The sequence below is a fragment of the Acidovorax sp. 69 genome, from assembly GCF_002797445.1.
GTDB lineage: Bacteria > Pseudomonadota > Gammaproteobacteria > Burkholderiales > Burkholderiaceae_C > Acidovorax.
Window position 1 is genome coordinate 784798 of record NZ_PGEP01000001.1, and the last position, 15203, is coordinate 800000.

Here is a 15203-nt window from a genome sequence, read left to right on the forward strand (position 1 = left end):
GGTCATGTCCAGCCTGAACTCCCTCTCTGTCGCGGTGGAAGTGGCGTCCCGCAAGCGGGATGACGCTCGCAAGGTGCTGCAAGACGCGCTGGCTGCGCAACAGGCGGCGCGCGCGCAACTCGATCAGTTGGAGGACTATGCTCGTGAAACAGAGTCCCGCTGGGGGGTAAAAGCGGATACGGCGATGCAGCCCGAAGTGATGTATCACCACTACCAGTTCATGAATCGGCTGGGCCATGCCGCCAGCATTCAGACGGGTGTGGTGGGCGATCAATCGGGCCGGGTTGAGAGCGCCCAGCGCGCTTTGCTGGAAGCGGAGTTGCGTCTTACAAGTCTGCGCAAGGTGGTAGACAAGCGGCGCCATGACCTGGAGTTGCAGCAGATGCGCCGGGATCAGAAACAAACCGATGAACGGGCGGCGCTGCAATATCGCAACGCTAGTCAGGGCTCTCAGGGCCAGGAGTATTGACCATGGAACAGGCAAAAATATCCTCTTCGCAAGGCACGCAGCCGGCCCACGCGGCACGTGCCAAGGCTCCGGCGCAGCAAGGAGTAGATGCCAGCGACGCTGCGGGCAACGGTGGCTTTTTGGCGCTATTGGCGGCTTTGGACTCAACGTCTTTGGGTGATGGACCGCTTGACCTGGGGGCCCCAGATATGGGGCCTGCAGACATTGCTTCGGATGCCACCAGCGGCAGCGTCGACACAGCCGCGATGGCCGCATGGCAAGGCCTTCTTACCCCGATGCAAGGTGAGAGCACCCTTCGTACTGGTTTGGCAGGAGTTGATGATCGTGCGGGGTCGATTGCACTGGGTGCGAAGTCTGGAATCGCTGACGGAATCGAGTTGTCCATGGGGGGGCTTCCCAGGGGATTGGTGGCTGAGACCACAAAGCTCGATACCTCTGCCGACTTTCAAGACGGGCAACCTCAGGGCACTGTGGCCGGATTTGGTCGCATCTTCTCGCGCATGCAGAGTACGCAGACGCAGCGAGCAGGCGGTATCAATGGTGGTGAACTGTCTGCTGGGAAAAATGCAGCAGGCGATTCAACGCAGCGCTTGTCTGCGATGCACGGCGCGAGCGCGGCCGCCCTTGTCCAGGCGTCAAACGAGCGTTCTGTCGCTGGCCAGCAGCATGCAGGGGGCGCTGGTGCAGAGCGCGGTATCGGAGCGTCCGGCGTGCCTATCGGGCCAGATGTGATTCCAGCACTGGTCGATGGCGTACAGACATTGGGGGCGTCCTCACGGGGGGCGGAGTCTTCAGGGGGCGGTCGCCAGAGTGAGGGGCATGCCGGAGGCGGTTCCTGGTCTGAAGGAGTGGGGGCATCGTCGCCTGTGGAGACTGGCAATGTTGACACTTCCGCCATGTTCGCCGATTCGAACCCCATGGGCGCTGAAGAGCAGGTGGCTGATCAGGTAGCGTACTGGGTGAATCAGAAAACCCAAAACGCAGAGATGACGCTTGATCGCGATGGGCAGCCTGTTGAGGTGTCTGTCTCGTTGTCTGGCAACGAGGCGCATGTCTCCTTTCGAAGTGACCAGCCACAGACGCGTGAATTGCTCGATCAGAGCATGGCCCAGTTGCGCGATTTGCTGCGTGGTGAAGGTCTGGTGCTGTCGGGCATGTCGGTTGGCACGTCGGCGCGGGATGGTAGCGGGGGGGCGGTGGCGAGTCAGACCCATCCCGTCGACGTGAGGGCGGGCGTCAGGCGCGGGTGATTGCCAGCGCACCTGTGGGCACGGCATCCCTTGCTCGCGGCAGTGGGGGTTCTGATCGGGCCGTGGACATCTTCGTGTAAACCGGATGTGGGAGATGCTGGCTTTTTGCCAACCCCATCTTCCCCGATATCGATTCCGAGCACGGTGAATGCCATGGTTTTGGGCTTTTATTCTGGCTATTATTGGTTGCACCCCCGCCCAATAATGGGCCATCCGGCTTTGCTTGCACTTTGAGAGCGCATGCACGGCTTGCTCTCTACCGCAAGGAACATCCATCGTGTCAGCCAATACCTCCGCGGCAGCTCCGGCCAAAAGCAAGAAGATGCTTGTGATCATCATTGCCGTCGTGGTGGTGGTGCTGGTCATCGGGGGGGCGCTGCAGCATGGTTTCTCTCAAACCGTTCGCATGCGGACGAAGAGGAAGGCGGTGCTCCCGCCGCTGCCCGCAAAGAGGCGCCCAAGGTGGCGCCTACTTTCCTTCCGATGGAAAACATGGTGGTGAACCTGGCGGATCCCGGTGGCGACCGCTTTGCACAGATTGGAGTCACCCTGGAGTTGGAAGACGTCAAGACATCCGATCAGGTCAAGCTGTACCTTCCTACCATACGCAGCGGCATTTTGCTGCTGGTTTCCCAGCGTACGTCCTCTGAGCTGCTGTCCCGTGATGGCAAGGAGAAGTTGGCCGCCGACATCCGCCGTGAGGTTTCTCGCCCTTTGGGATATGCGGTGCCCAAGGAGCGTGCGCGTGCGGCAGAGGCGGAGCAGGAAGGGGACGGGGAGGCAGAAGATCGTCCTGCGCGCAAGCGCTCGGAGCGCAACCCGGTGCTCCGCGTGCTTTTCTCTAATTTCATCATTCAGTGAACCGGGCGAGGACCAGCCATGAGTGATTCATTTCTTTCGCAGGAAGAGGTTGATGCCCTTCTGGAGGGGGTCACTGGCGAGAGCCAGAAGTCGGTCGAGGAAGTGGCAGAGGCCGGCTCGGTCCGCAACTACGACATTTCTAGCCAGGAGCGCATTGTTCGTGGCCGCATGCCGACGATGGAAATCGTCAACGAGCGGTTTGCGCGCAATTTTCGTATCGGGCTTTTCAACTTCATTCGACGCAGCCCCGAAATTTCTGTTGGAACGGTGTCTGTCCAGCGTTACAGCGCTTTCCTTCGGGAGTTGGCTGTGCCCACAAATTTCAATATTGTGGCCATTCGCCCGTTGCGCGGCAGTGGGCTCATCGTGTGTGAGCCATCGCTGGTGTTCGGCATCATCGACACCCTGTATGGCGGGGTCGGTAAGTTCCAGACTCGGATTGAAGGACGGGATTTTTCTCCGACGGAGCAGCGGGTGATCAATCGCTTGGTGGAGGTGATTTGCACGGAGTACAAGAAGGCATGGCAGGGCATTTACCCTCTGGAGCTGGAGTATCAGCGGTCCGAAATGCAGCCGCAGTTCGCCAATATTGCGACTCCCAGTGAAATTGTCGTGTCCACGGCGTTTCAGCTGGAAATTGGTGATCTCTCGGGGGCTATCCATATTTGCATGCCTTATGCGACGCTGGAGCCGATCCGCGACGTTTTGTATTCCTCCACGCAGGGCGACTCTATCGAGGTCGATCGCCGGTGGGTTCGGGTGCTGACCCGGGAGATTCAGGCGGCCGAGGTCACATTGGTGGCAGAGCTCGCGCGTGCCGATGCAACGGTCGAGCAGTTGCTGGCCATGAAGCCGGGTGACTTTATTGAGCTTGATCGTGAGCCGCGTATTCGTGCGTCCATCGGCGGGGTCCCTATTTTTGAATGCCAGTACGGGACCCACAATTCAAAGTACGCCATTCGTATTGAAGAATGCTTGCGTAATGCAGACATGAGCTGGCTTGGAGAGAAAGATGTCAACTGAAGAAGACAACAAGGATGGCGGCGCTGACGATCCCTTTGCGGGATGGGCCGAGGCGCTGGAGGAGCAAAAACGCACTGACGACAAGCCCGGAGATGCGGAGCAGGGGGGGCCGCTGTCGGGTGACCCTGTGCGTCCTTTCTCGGGTGGTGGCGATGGGACCGTCAACGATATCAACATGGTGCTGGATATTCCGGTCCAGTTGTCGGTGGAGCTGGGGCGCACCAAGGTGCCCATCAAGTACATCCTTCAGTTGGCCCAAGGATCGGTGGTAGAGCTGGATGCGCTAGCGGGCGAACCCATGGATGTGCTGGTCAATGGTTACCTCATCGCTCAGGGTGAGGTAGTGGTGGTGAATGACAAATTCGGTATTCGTCTCACCGATGTGGTGACACCCTCTGAACGTCTGCGTCGGGTTAGTCGTGGATAGTGGCAGCATGACCCAAACTTTGGTCGTGGTGGTGCTTTTCGTTGGCGCCATGGCTGCGTTGCCTTGGTTGGTGCGGCGATTGCAGCAGCGCCATGCTGCCAGTGGAGTGACCGCAGGTACAGCTTTACGTGTCGTATCTGCTGTTGCGGTGGGGCCCCAGCAGCGCGTGGTGACGGTCGAGGTGGGCCCTGAGCATGCACGCGCTTGGCTGGTGCTTGGGGTGACAGCGCAACAAGTGAGTTGCCTGCACGTGTTGCCGGTGTCGCCGCAGGGCTCGGTTGGTCCGGTTGTATCTGGGGTGCCCTCATTTGCCAGAGAGATGGCCGTGGCGGGTAAGTCCGGAGAGTCTTCCCATGACTGATGCAACTCGGGTGGTTTTCTCGGGGGGGCGTTTGCGGTCCGCCGGGCGATCGTGGCTGTCGATCATCGTCGTGGGGCTGATAGGGCTTTGTATGCACAGCGCTGCCCTTGCGCAGTCCGCTGGATCTTTGCCATTGGTTGTGGGCAGTGGGCCATCTGGCGCAAGCTACTCGGTGCCTATCCAGACCCTGCTCTTCTTCACCGCATTGTCATTCTTGCCGGCAGTGCTGCTGATGATGACGGGTTTTACGCGTATTGTGATTGTGTTGTCTCTGTTGCGCCAAGCTATAGGCACACAGTCTGCTCCGCCCAATCAGGTCATCATTGGTCTCTCGCTGTTCCTGACGTTCTTTGTGATGGGGCCTACCCTGGACCGCGTGTATCAGGACGCGTATGTGCCCTACACCAATAACACCATCACCTTTGAGCAGGCTCTGGATAAAGCCGAAGCGCCGATGCGCAGTTTCATGCTCAAGCAGACTCGTCAATCTGACTTTGCGTTGTTTTCAAGGCTGGCTCGCCTTGATCCGAAGGTGACGGCAGAGACGGCACCGATTCGTGTGCTTGTACCGGCCTTTGTGACCAGTGAACTGAAGTCTGCGTTTCAGATTGGCTTCATGATCTTCATCCCTTTCCTGGTTATCGACATGGTGGTGTCAAGCATCCTGATGTCGTTGGGCATGATGATGTTGTCACCTGTTCTCGTGGCACTGCCCTTCAAACTTATGCTGTTTGTGTTGGCTGACGGCTGGAATCTGCTGATCGGCTCACTGGCCGCCAGCTTTGTAACCTGAAGGAGTTCCACGATGACCCCGCAAATGGTGCTGACCATTGGACGCGACGCCTTGACACTGTTGCTGATGATTTCGATGCCGGTGTTGGGTGTCGTCATGGCGGTCGGTTTGATCGTGAGCATTTTTCAGGCAGTGACGCAAATCCACGAAGCGACCTTGGCATTCGTCCCCAAGTTGATTGCTGCGATGGTCGTTTTTGCGATTGCCGGGCCTTGGATGCTCAGCACCCTGGTTGACTTCATACGCAGAACCATTGAGTCCATTCCGTCGATGATTGGATGATCGAATGACGGGGCCGGTGTTGCAGCAGCTGGGTGAACGTGGCGGCGGAGCATCTGGCCCTTGTGCGTGCGTGCCTTCAGTTTTTCACATCGCTTCGCGAAGGACTGTGTGATTACATTCTCTGAGGCCCAGATCATGGCCTGGTTGTCTCCCATCCTCTGGCCATTTTTACGGGTTTTGGCCTTGTTTTCTGTAGCTCCGGTGTTTTCGATGCGGGTGGTGCCGATGCGGGTGAAAATCGGGCTTGCCTTTCTGGTGGCTTTGTGTGCTCAGGGGGTGTTGGGTGATCAACCCATCATCAGCGTGAACGGCCGTGAAGCCTTTGGTACCGCTGCGCAGCAGGTGGCTGTGGGCCTGGCAATTGGTTTTTCAGTGCGTCTTGTATTCACGGCCGTGGAGTTGGCGGGTGAAATCATTGGATTGCAGATGGGGCTCAATTTCGCGTCATTTTTTGATCCATCATCCAATGCGCAGATCAGTGCCGTGGCACGGTTTTTTGGGCACATGTCCATGCTGCTATTCATTGTTATCAATGGCCACTTATTAATTCTGATGGCCGTGGTCAAGAGCTTCGACCGGTTTCCGGTGGACGGAAACTTTTTGCAGGCCCTCGGGCAGATGCGGCTCTATGAGCTGGGGGCTTCCCTTTTTTCCAGCGCGCTCTGGATTGCCATGCCGATGATCGCGCTTTTGCTCTTCGTCAACTTGACCATGGGCATCATCTCTCGGGTGGCTCCCCAAATGAACATCTACGCCGTGGGTTTCCCTGTTACGCTGACGGTGGGTATGTTGGGTATTGCTGCGACCTTGCCCATGCTGGAGCAGCCTGTGATGGCGTTGATGCAGCAGGCGGTGGATCTGTTTGCGACGCAGCGTTAGATGTTGGGTGTCCTACAGCATCAGTGGGCCTAGACCAGCTGATTGCGAATGGCGTAGACGGTGAGTTCTGCGTTGTTGGAGAGCTTCAGCTTCTCCAGTACGCGTGAGCGGTACACGCTCACGGTTTTCGGGCTCAGCATCAGCTCTTCGGCGATGTCCGACAGCCTGCGCCCCGATGCAATCTTGACCAGCGTCTGCAATTCTCGTTCGGAGAGTGTGGTGTGGGGGGCTTCAGGCGTGGGCTGCGCCAGGCTTTCGGCTAGCATTTGTGCAACCTCCGCCGTGAGGTATTTGCGGCCCTGCATCACGATGCGCACGGCGGCGATCAATTCGACCGGATCTCCTGCCTTGTTGGCATAGCCTTGAGCGCCCGCTTTGAGGCAGCGCAATGCGTACTGATCCTCCGGATACATGGATACCACCAGTACTTTGATGGTCGAGTGCGTTTCCCGCAGGCTTGTCAGTACTTCCAGTCCACTACGGCCGGGCATGTTCAGGTCCAGCAGAAGGACGTCGCATGCAGCGCTCCGCAGTACGTCACGAAGCTCGGAGTAGCCCCCCGCTTCTCCCGTCACTTGGATGTCGGCTGCTTCGGCCAGCGTGTCGCGTATTCCTCGACGCAATACGGCATGGTCATCGCACAAGACCACATGAATCACGGCACATCTCCTCGGACTGGTTGTGAGGGGGATGGTAATGGGACGGACAGGATGATGGATGTGCCTTGGCCCGGCCGACTGCTGATGTCCAGCCAGCCGCCTACAGTGCGCGCTCGCTCTTGTAGCCCCTTGATTCCGAATGCTTTGGGTTTGTCCCGCATTTCGGGCGCGATGCCACGGCCGTTGTCTGCCACCTCTAGCGTCAAAACCCCTTCTTTGTCGGAAAGCTCGATGTCCACCTTGCCAGGCTGGGCGTGCTTCGCGATGTTGGTCAGGGCTTCCTGGGCGGTTCGGTATGCGACCAGTTGGATGTCTGGTGAGATGTGGATCACATTGCTGCTGGTCTGTAGCCGTGTGGGTACACCCGTGCGGCGTTCGAATCCGGCCGCGAGCCACTGAACGGCAGCCACAAGCCCCTGTTCAAGAATAGGGGGGCGCAGGTTCATCATGATGCGCTGACTGGCCCCGATGGCGTGTTGCAGCATGTCGGCTGCAGCCGCAGCATGTTCCTGCATTGCCTGCTCGGTGCAGTGGCGTCCGATCCACGCTACGTCAAAACGCACAGCCGTCAGCGCGCCGCCGATGTCATCGTGAATCTCCCGTGCGATGGATGCGCGCTCTTGCTCAATCGAGGTTTGTAGGTGCTCCGTGAGTTCTGCTAATCGGCGTTGGGACGTCGCCAACTCGGAGACAGCCTGTTCGCGTGCTTGTCGTGCTTCGTGCACCTCCAAGGCGCGCGCTATCACATGGGGCAGGCGTTGAATATTGTCCTTGAGAAGGTAATCCGCCACGCCAAGGCGCATGGCATCCACCGCTGCCGCCTCCCCAATAGCGCCCGATAACAGGATAAATGGAGGGTGTTGAGGCTTTTGCGCCACATGTGACCATGCATCAAGCGCCGTGAATCCTGGCAGCCGGTAATCTGCCAGGATGATGTCGAAGGACTCGGAACTGGTCAGTTGCTGGAATTCGGGGAGTGTGTCTACTTGCCGCAGCCTGCAGTTCAGGCCTGCCCGCTTTAGCGTACGTGCAGCGAGTTCATGATCAGCCAGTGAATCTTCAAGATGCAGGATGTCAAGGGTCTGGTCTGATGTTGCGGTGACCATAGGAGCGCTATCATAGGATACAAATTGGAACAAACAAGGGTGTTTGTCCGGTTGGGATGGTTTCGGTGTCAGCGTCCAATGGGCGCGGAAGCCACGGTGTGCACGAAGCTTACGGGCTACCGGTGCGCGTATCGTAGTTCTGTGTTTTTGCGTGCTTTGCTGCTACGTGCTGCGATGGAGAAACGATGCAATCTACGCTAACAACGTCTGGAGGACCTGCCGTCCAGGTTCCCGTCATGGTTGCCGCGGAACTGCAGGACTCGTTGCTGGTTGTGATGCATGACCTGCATCGGTTGGAGGGGCTGCTGAACCACGCAACTGACAATCTGCTGGAGCGTTTTGGTGAGGCGAACGCGATGTTGACGGACTCCGTCGTGGCGGATTCACCCGAATTGGTCGCTGCACGGTCGGCTTTGCGCAGCGCTGTTACCGAGCTGCAATTCCAGGATATGGCTTCCCAGCTGATCTGGCACACCACGAAGGTTCTTCAAGGCTGTGCCTTTCGTTTGGCGTCGGAAGCCATGGGCCACGAGGAAGGCGAGGACGCGGCACCGTTTGCCGAAATGGCTCCAGACCGACCGAACCCTGTCACTCAAAGTGAGATGGATGCAGGTTCCGTGGACCTGTTTTGACGTTCAGATTATTGGTTACCCTATACATTCAAGTCAGTTGGAGCCGTACATGCAATCGATCCTTGCCGTAGATGATTCACCTTCCATGCGGAAAATGGTGTCTTTCACCCTCACGGGGGCCGGCTACCACGTTGTGGAGGCAGTGGATGGGCAAGACGCCCTTGAAAAAGCTGAAACGCACAACATTGATCTGGTTCTGGCCGATCAAAACATGCCACGGCTTGACGGCATTGGTCTGACCCGCAAGCTGCGGGAACACCCAAAATTCAAGACGATCCCTATCCTGATCCTGACCACGGAGTCGAGTGATCAGATGAAACAGGCAGGCCGAACTGCCGGTGCTACCGGCTGGTTGGTGAAGCCTTTTGACCCCAATCGTTTGATCGAAGTTATTCAGAAGGTGATCCGCTGAGCCGGGTTGACTGATAACACCAAGTACACAGGAGCCCACCATGGCGGAAACCTACCAAGAAGGATCGGGTGCAGGCGCTGACTTCGACCTGAGCCAGTTTTATCAGATTTTTTTCGAGGAGGCAGGTGAGAACCTTGATCAGATGGAGCAAATGCTCTTGGATCTGGATCTGAGTAGTGCCAATGATGAAGAGCTCAATGGAATCTTCCGCTGCGCGCACTCGATCAAAGGAGGTTCCGCCACTTTTGGATTTTCCGATGTGGCTGAATTGACGCATCAGATGGAGTCGCTGCTGGATCGTCTGCGTCGCCATGAATTGCAACCCATCCCCCAGATGGTGGATGTGTTGCTGGAGTCTGCCGATGCGTCACGCAGTCTGCTTGCGCGACACCAGGCTGGAGGTCAAGGAGAGGCAGTTTCCACGGCCTCTTTGGTTCGTCGTATCAGCGATTTGGCGGCGGGTTTGGTGCCCGGCGATGCTCCAGTGGCGGCGGTAGTTGCACCCCCACCATCGCCTACCGTCGCTGCCGCTCCGACACCCAAGGTCGTGGCACCTGTGGCCGCCGGTCAGGCTCGTCAGCTTGAAATCCAGATCGGTCCGCTGGATCGCCTGAGCCAGGCGGACGCCATCAAAGAACTGTTCCGTGACATTCCTGGTTTGGGAGTTATCCGTGACTTGACGGGCACTCAGCCCAATACAAGGCTTTTTGCCGTTGAGACCACTTCCACCAACGACGATCTGCTTGACCTGTTTGCCTTCCATGTCTCTAAAGAGCAAGTGCTCATTCGTGATGCGGGGGCTGCTGCAAGCGATGTGGGAGACATTGCCTTGGATGATGAGGCTGTGTTGGCGGTTGATGTGACTGGTGGCGAGGCACCGTATGGATTCTTCAGCGGAGCGCCCGGCGCCCCGAATGCTGAAGCGTCGCAGACCCTTGCGCATGCGCCAGTGCTGGCGCCCAAGGCTGCGGCACCCAAAGCAGCTGAGCCCAAAGCAGCTATTCAGGCGCAGATGGAATCCACCACCATTCGCGTGGATGTGAAAAAAGTGGATCAGCTGATCAATCTTGTTGGAGAGTTGGTGATCACTCAGGCCATGCTGGCGCAAAACAGCCGTGGGCTAGATGCTGGTGCCTATCAGCAATTGCTTGCTGGACTCGCCGATCTCGATCGAAACACGCGGGACTTGCAAGAGTCGGTCATGTCTATTCGCATGATTCCAATGTCCATTGTCTTCAGTCGCTTTCCTCGTATGCTGCGCGATTTGGCCAACAAGCTGGGCAAGAAGGTGGAGTTGGTCACCTTGGGTGAAGCCACTGAATTGGACAAGGGTCTGGTAGAAAAAATCACTGATCCGCTGACCCACTTGGTGCGTAACAGTTGTGACCATGGCATCGAGATGCCTGCTGACCGTTTGGCCAAGGGCAAGTCAGAACACGGAACCATCACGCTATCGGCCTCCCACCAGGGGGGCTCGATCGTGATTGAGGTGCGCGACGATGGCCGTGGTCTTTCACGCGAGAAGATCCTCAGCAAGGCTCAGGAGCGTGGTATTGAGGTTTCTGAGCAGATGAGCGACGCCGAGGTGTGGCAGCTGATCTTTGCGCCGGGCTTCTCCACGGCGGACGAGGTTACCGATGTGTCCGGGCGTGGCGTGGGCATGGATGTGGTCAAGCGCAACATTGCAGCCCTGAATGGGTCGGTAGAGATCGATTCTGCCGAAGGCTATGGGATGAAAGTGTCTGTGCGCCTACCTCTGACACTGGCGATCATGGACGGTATGTCTGTGGGGGTGGGCGAAGAGGTGTACATACTGCCTTTGTCCTCTGTGGTCGAGTCGTTTCAGGTCAATGGCGATGAAGTGAGCACGGTGGCGCAAGGTTCGCAACTGGTCAAGGTGCGTGACGAGTACATGCCCGTGATTGCACTGGAGAAAATTTTCCAGGTGCCTCGTTTTGATCTCAACAAATCCAGCAACATCATGGTCGTTGTGGAGGCTGATGGCAGCCGCGTGGCACTGTTGGTCGATGAGCTTTTAGGGCAGCACCAGGTGGTGGTTAAGAACTTGGAGTCGAACTACCGCAAGGTTCCGAACGTGTCAGGTGCCACTATCCTGGGCGACGGTACGGTGGCCTTGATCCTGGACACAGGTGGCCTTGTGCGCCGGGCGCGTCACTAGATTCAAGCGCCTGAGGTCGCACGGCCTGGCGCGGCAATGAAAGGAGAATGCACCATGAGTGTGATTGGTAAGACGGCAGACGCAGCTCCGACGGGGGCGCGTGAATATCTGACATTTCGCCTGGATCAGGAAGAGTACGGCATCGACATATTGAAGGTGCAGGAAATCCGGGGGTACGAACCTCCGACCCGAATTGCCAACGCCCCTGATTTCATCAAGGGCGTGGTCAATCTGCGCGGCACGATTGTTCCTATTGTGGACATGCGTATCAAGTTCAACTGCGCGCAGGCTGATTACAACAGTTTCACCGTTGTAATCATCCTGAATTTGCGCAACCGGGTGGTTGGGATCGTGGTGGATTCCGTCAGTGATGTGATGGAACTGACGCCTGAGAGCATTCGCTCAGCGCCGGATATTGAAAGTGCTATCGACAACAGCTGCATCCTGGGCCTGGGTTCGGTGGGTGAACGGATGCTGATCCTGCTCGATATTGAGAAGCTCATGTCGAGTGTGGATATGGGATTGGTCACTGCCAACGAGTAGGGTGCAACGGTCAACAACCATTGGTGGCCTAGGCGCGTGTCAGGTCGCAAGCAGGGCTTGCTGACCTCTTGGAGCGAACAGGATTTCTCTTCGGACGATCAATATGGCCCAAACCACCAGTGCCTCTGCCCCAGTGAGATCCAGCCCGTCGCGGGTAGATTCTGCATCTGCTGCAGCGGCTGCTCCTTCGGGGCCCTTGGCCCAAGGGCGTGAATTTGTCTGGACCAACGCGGATTTCGCGCGAGTCCAGGCGCTTATCTATCAGCGCGCTGGCATTAGCCTCCATGATGGAAAGCATGCAATGGTGTACAGCCGACTTTCACGGCGGCTGCGCGATACCGGGCACACCAGCTTTCACGACTATCTCGGCTGGCTTGAGACCCATGACGGGCCTGAGTGGCAGGAGTTTGTGAATGCGCTCACCACCAATCTCACGGCATTCTTTCGCGAGCAGCACCATTTTGAGATTTTCGCTTCCCATTTGCGAGCTAAACCCTCAGCAAATTGGCGTGTCTGGTGCAATGCGGCATCGACTGGAGAGGAGCCTTACTCGATAGTCATGACGGCTTTCGAAGCTCTTGGTGCCAATGCATCGTTCAAGCTCACAGCCAGTGATATTGATTCCCGTGTTTTAGCCACGGCCGGACAAGGCGTATATCGGCTTGATGGTTTGAAAGGGGTGAGCCCCGAGCGTTTGCAGAAGTTCTTTCTTCGCGGCAAAGGAAGCAATGCGGGAATGGTACGCGCCAAACCTGAGTTGAGACGCGTTATTGACTTCATGAGCGTGAATCTGATCCGCGATGACTGGCCTTTTAAGGAGCCTTTCGATGTGGTTTTTTGCCGCAATGTCATGATTTACTTTGATGCTCCGACTCAGCGGAAGGTGCTTGAGAGGATTCATAGGGTTCTCAAACCTGGTGGAATGCTGTTTGTCGGTCATGCCGAGAACTTCAGCGAGTCCCGTGATCTGTTCACTCTGCGTGGTAAGACGGTGTATGAGCGCCGTTGACCTGCTCGTGTTGTCTTGCATGACGCACCCATGACCAACATTCACACAGGCGCTCCACACTCCATGGCCATCACTACCCCAGGCTCATCTGAGCGACGCCGGGCTCCACGCATTGCGCCTCTCAGTGCGGACATCTATTCATCCGGCGCAGCCCCTGCGCGCGAGTCGTCTTTGCAGGAACTCAAAGCCCATAACCGCAAGCCTGGAGAGGCGTCATTTTTCTACCTTGACCATCATTTTCAGCACAATGCTGTAAAGGTATTGCCTGGGGAGTATTTCGTGGCGGATGAGAACATGGTCATCATGACAGTGTTGGGATCCTGCATTGCAGCCTGCCTTTGGGACAGTCGAGCACGTTTGGGCGGCATGAACCATTTCATGTTGCCTGACGGAGATTTGGCTGATGCATCTGGCCGCTATGGTTCATATGCCATGGAATTGCTGATCAACGAGATGTTGAAACTTGGTGCTCGCCGCGAAACCATGCAAGCCAAGATTTTTGGCGGTGCACAAGTAATGCACAACTTCACAACGATGAATGTTGGCGAGAGGAACACCAACTTCGTTCTGAACTACCTTCAGACTGAGCGTATTCCAATTGTCTCAGAGGATGTGCTAGATATCTATCCACGCAAGGTGGTTTTCTTTCCTGTAACAGGAAAGGCCATGGTCAAGCGTTTGGCGCATGCACATCCAGAAGCATTGGTAGCTCAAGAAGTACGTGGCAATGCCGCTACAGTGGCGAAAACTACTTCCGGTGGTTCTGTGGATCTATTTTGAGGAAGGCCTGAGTTAATGAGTAGCAAGATCCGGGTGATCGTGGTGGACGATTCGGCGCTGGTTCGTAGTCTGCTGTCCGAAATCATCAACCGGCAGCGTGATATGGAGTGCATTGGTTCGGCCAATGATCCTCTGGTGGCGCGCGAGATGATCCGTGAATTGAATCCTGATGTCATCACGCTCGATGTCGAAATGCCCCGTATGGATGGCATTGACTTTCTAGGGCGTCTCATGCGACTGCGTCCGATGCCAGTCGTCATGATCTCCACACTGACCGAGCGAGGTGCTGAAGTCACGATGAAAGCACTGGAGTTGGGGGCTGTGGATTTTGTGGCCAAGCCGCGGGTCGGTTTGGCGAGTGGACTCAATGATCTGGCTGCACAGATCGTTGACAAAATTCGCGTAGCCGCCGTAGCGCAAGTCCGCCGGGCACCCGTGCGGGACCTTGTACAAACCAGCGGCGGAGTAGGGGGAGCCGCGCATGCGGTGGCGCCCGCTGCGGCCCTGCTTGGCCGTCTGTCAACAGAAAAGTTGATCTGCATTGGAGCATCGACTGGCGGAACTGAAGCGATCAAGGAAGTGCTGGTTCAGATGCCGGCGGATTCCCCGGCGATCGTTATCACTCAGCACATGCCGCCTGGATTCACCACCAGTTTCGCAGCGCGCTTGAATGGGCTGTGCCAGATCACAGTGAAAGAGGCGGTCAATGGGGAGCGCATCTTGCCTGGTCATGCCTATATCGCTCCAGGGGGCACCCAGTTTCACGTAGCGCGCAGTGGTGCTAACTATGTGGCGGTGGTGGATGACGGTCCACCAGTCAATCGTCATAAACCTTCTGTCGAGGTGCTTTTTAAGTCAGCTGCGGGCGTGGTGGGGCGTAATGCGTTTGGCATCATGCTCACAGGTATGGGTAATGATGGCGCTGCTGCCATGCGGGAGATGAAGGACGCCGGCAGCTACAACTATGTGCAGGACGAGGCGACCTGCATCGTTTTCGGCATGCCGCGCGAGGCCATTGCCCATGGCGCGGCTGACGAAGTGCTGCCGCTCGGCCAGATTGCGCCCGCTTTGGTCACGCGTTTGCGCGGGGCTACAGATCGTCTGCATCATAGGATCTGATCTGCGCCGGATGCGCGGGTAGCACCTCTTTTTCCTGATTCCATGGGTTCTTCCTTGCATCCCGTGCAGCCCTGGGGCCAGGGCTGCACGCGAAGAGTATTAAAAAAATCTCAGGCCGATAGGGCTGTCCACCGCTCCAGTGCGGCCATCAGTTCCTCGTCGATTTCACTGGCGCGCGCAGTGAGCTTAGCGGCACGGGCGCCGTCAGTGGCATAGACGCTGCCATCGACCAATACGGCCTGTACCTCGGCCTGCTCCTTCTCTAGGGCTTCGATGCGTGTAGGCAGGGTGTCCAGTTCCCGCTGCTCCTTGTACGACAGCTTCTTGCGCGAGGTCTGCTCCGTTTTGGTTGGCACCACGGCCAGTGCGGCTTCCTTGGCGGTGGTGGTCTTGGCGCCTGCTGAGGGTGCGGCCGCCGC

At 57.3% G+C, this 15203-nt stretch carries 18 protein-coding genes and 1 pseudogene (1 of these 19 running past the window's edge); 16 read left to right on the forward strand and 3 right to left on the reverse strand.

Annotated elements, in window-relative coordinates:
• Positions 1-4: 4 nt before the first annotated feature.
• The 9 genes and pseudogenes from fliJ to fliR all read left to right on the forward strand — a co-directional run bounded on the left by fliJ (position 5) and on the right by fliR (position 6345).
• Positions 5-469, forward strand: a complete 465-nt coding sequence (gene fliJ / locus CLU85_RS03655) for a flagellar export protein FliJ (protein WP_100409094.1) — start codon at positions 5-7, stop codon at positions 467-469.
• A gap of 2 nt (positions 470-471) precedes the next feature.
• Complete coding sequence (locus CLU85_RS23255; protein WP_232727720.1) at positions 472-1719, forward strand: flagellar hook-length control protein FliK; 1248 nt, start codon at positions 472-474, stop codon at positions 1717-1719.
• A 277-nt stretch (positions 1720-1996) separates the two neighbouring features.
• Positions 1997-2580: pseudogene (locus tag CLU85_RS03665) on the forward strand (flagellar basal body-associated FliL family protein).
• Positions 2581-2598: 18 nt separating this feature from the next.
• Positions 2599-3603, forward strand: coding sequence for a flagellar motor switch protein FliM (gene fliM, locus CLU85_RS03670; RefSeq protein ID WP_100409095.1), 1005 nt, complete (start codon positions 2599-2601; stop codon positions 3601-3603).
• Complete coding sequence (gene fliN, locus CLU85_RS03675) at positions 3593-4030, forward strand: flagellar motor switch protein FliN (protein WP_100409096.1); 438 nt, start codon at positions 3593-3595, stop codon at positions 4028-4030. The genes fliM and fliN overlap by 11 nt, the downstream gene beginning before the upstream one ends.
• Positions 4031-4037: 7 nt before the next feature.
• Positions 4038-4391: a flagellar biosynthetic protein FliO gene (locus tag CLU85_RS03680; RefSeq protein WP_100409097.1), complete on the forward strand. Its 354-nt coding sequence runs from the start codon at positions 4038-4040 to the stop codon at positions 4389-4391.
• A 91-nt stretch (positions 4392-4482) separates the two neighbouring features.
• A complete protein-coding gene (gene fliP / locus CLU85_RS03685) occupies positions 4483-5184 on the forward strand; it encodes a flagellar type III secretion system pore protein FliP (RefSeq protein WP_157803997.1) in 702 nt (233 codons plus the stop codon).
• A 12-nt stretch (positions 5185-5196) separates the two neighbouring features.
• Positions 5197-5466 (forward strand): flagellar biosynthesis protein FliQ, encoded by a 270-nt coding sequence (fliQ, locus tag CLU85_RS03690; protein ID WP_100409099.1) that lies wholly within the window; start codon positions 5197-5199, stop codon positions 5464-5466.
• Between the two features lie 108 nt (positions 5467-5574).
• Positions 5575-6345 (forward strand): flagellar biosynthetic protein FliR, encoded by a 771-nt coding sequence (fliR, locus tag CLU85_RS03695; RefSeq protein WP_100412359.1) that lies wholly within the window; start codon positions 5575-5577, stop codon positions 6343-6345.
• 29 nt (positions 6346-6374) lie between these two features.
• Here the strand turns inward: fliR and CLU85_RS03700 are convergent, their stop codons facing one another.
• Positions 6375-7004 carry a response regulator transcription factor gene (locus tag CLU85_RS03700; RefSeq protein WP_100409100.1) on the reverse strand — a complete coding sequence of 210 codons (630 nt, stop codon included), beginning with the start codon at positions 7002-7004 and terminating at the stop codon, positions 6375-6377.
• Positions 7001-8110, reverse strand: coding sequence for an ATP-binding protein (locus CLU85_RS03705; protein ID WP_100409101.1), 1110 nt, complete (start codon positions 8108-8110; stop codon positions 7001-7003). Before CLU85_RS03705 ends, CLU85_RS03700 begins: the two co-directional genes overlap by 4 nt.
• A 185-nt stretch (positions 8111-8295) precedes the next feature.
• On the opposite strand from CLU85_RS03705, the gene CLU85_RS03710 reads away from it, so the two are divergent.
• From CLU85_RS03710 to CLU85_RS03740, 7 genes are all read left to right on the forward strand, one after another.
• Positions 8296-8742, forward strand: coding sequence for a hypothetical protein (locus CLU85_RS03710; protein WP_100409102.1), 447 nt, complete (start codon positions 8296-8298; stop codon positions 8740-8742).
• Positions 8743-8791: 49 nt separating this feature from the next.
• Positions 8792-9154, forward strand: coding sequence for a response regulator (locus CLU85_RS03715; RefSeq protein WP_015015796.1), 363 nt, complete (start codon positions 8792-8794; stop codon positions 9152-9154).
• A 40-nt stretch (positions 9155-9194) separates the two neighbouring features.
• Positions 9195-11333, forward strand: coding sequence for a chemotaxis protein CheW (locus CLU85_RS03720; protein ID WP_100409103.1), 2139 nt, complete (start codon positions 9195-9197; stop codon positions 11331-11333).
• 54 nt (positions 11334-11387) lie between these two features.
• Complete coding sequence (locus CLU85_RS03725) at positions 11388-11876, forward strand: chemotaxis protein CheW (protein ID WP_015015794.1); 489 nt, start codon at positions 11388-11390, stop codon at positions 11874-11876.
• Positions 11877-11979: 103 nt separating this feature from the next.
• A complete protein-coding gene (locus CLU85_RS03730) occupies positions 11980-12885 on the forward strand; it encodes a CheR family methyltransferase (RefSeq protein WP_100409104.1) in 906 nt (301 codons plus the stop codon).
• 30 nt (positions 12886-12915) lie between these two features.
• Complete coding sequence (gene cheD / locus CLU85_RS03735; protein WP_232727721.1) at positions 12916-13665, forward strand: chemoreceptor glutamine deamidase CheD; 750 nt, start codon at positions 12916-12918, stop codon at positions 13663-13665.
• Between the two features lie 15 nt (positions 13666-13680).
• On the forward strand, positions 13681-14784 hold the full coding sequence (locus CLU85_RS03740; protein WP_100409105.1) for a chemotaxis response regulator protein-glutamate methylesterase: 1104 nt from the start codon (positions 13681-13683) through the stop codon (positions 14782-14784).
• Positions 14785-14894: 110 nt separating this feature from the next.
• Here the strand turns inward: CLU85_RS03740 and CLU85_RS03745 are convergent, their stop codons facing one another.
• Positions 14895-15203, reverse strand: partial view of an ATP-binding cassette domain-containing protein gene (locus CLU85_RS03745; protein ID WP_100409106.1) — the 3' portion only. 1590 nt of this gene lie beyond the right edge of the window; 309 of the gene's 1899 nt are visible here — the last part of the coding sequence; its start codon lies beyond the right edge, outside the window; its stop codon occupies positions 14895-14897.

Bases quoted from the DNA above. Each gene is read 5' to 3' on its own strand.
- CLU85_RS03720 (WP_100409103.1), top strand. From the start codon at position 9,195: ATGGCGGAAACCTACCAAGAAGGATCGGGTGCAGGCGCTGACTTCGAC.
- CLU85_RS03740 (WP_100409105.1), top strand. From the start codon at position 13,681: ATGAGTAGCAAGATCCGGGTGATCGTGGTGGACGATTCGGCGCTGGTT.
- CLU85_RS03710 (WP_100409102.1), top strand. From the start codon at position 8,296: ATGCAATCTACGCTAACAACGTCTGGAGGACCTGCCGTCCAGGTTCCC.
- CLU85_RS03715 (WP_015015796.1), top strand. From the start codon at position 8,792: ATGCAATCGATCCTTGCCGTAGATGATTCACCTTCCATGCGGAAAATG.
- CLU85_RS03730 (WP_100409104.1), top strand. From the start codon at position 11,980: ATGGCCCAAACCACCAGTGCCTCTGCCCCAGTGAGATCCAGCCCGTCG.
- CLU85_RS03705 (WP_100409101.1), bottom strand. From the start codon at position 8,110: ATGGTCACCGCAACATCAGACCAGACCCTTGACATCCTGCATCTTGAA.
- fliJ (WP_100409094.1), top strand. From the start codon at position 5: ATGTCCAGCCTGAACTCCCTCTCTGTCGCGGTGGAAGTGGCGTCCCGC.
- fliQ (WP_100409099.1), top strand. From the start codon at position 5,197: ATGACCCCGCAAATGGTGCTGACCATTGGACGCGACGCCTTGACACTG.
- fliM (WP_100409095.1), top strand. From the start codon at position 2,599: ATGAGTGATTCATTTCTTTCGCAGGAAGAGGTTGATGCCCTTCTGGAG.
- cheD (WP_232727721.1), top strand. From the start codon at position 12,916: ATGACCAACATTCACACAGGCGCTCCACACTCCATGGCCATCACTACC.
- fliN (WP_100409096.1), top strand. From the start codon at position 3,593: ATGTCAACTGAAGAAGACAACAAGGATGGCGGCGCTGACGATCCCTTT.
- fliP (WP_157803997.1), top strand. From the start codon at position 4,483: ATGCACAGCGCTGCCCTTGCGCAGTCCGCTGGATCTTTGCCATTGGTT.
- CLU85_RS03680 (WP_100409097.1), top strand. From the start codon at position 4,038: ATGACCCAAACTTTGGTCGTGGTGGTGCTTTTCGTTGGCGCCATGGCT.
- CLU85_RS23255 (WP_232727720.1), top strand. From the start codon at position 472: ATGGAACAGGCAAAAATATCCTCTTCGCAAGGCACGCAGCCGGCCCAC.
- CLU85_RS03725 (WP_015015794.1), top strand. From the start codon at position 11,388: ATGAGTGTGATTGGTAAGACGGCAGACGCAGCTCCGACGGGGGCGCGT.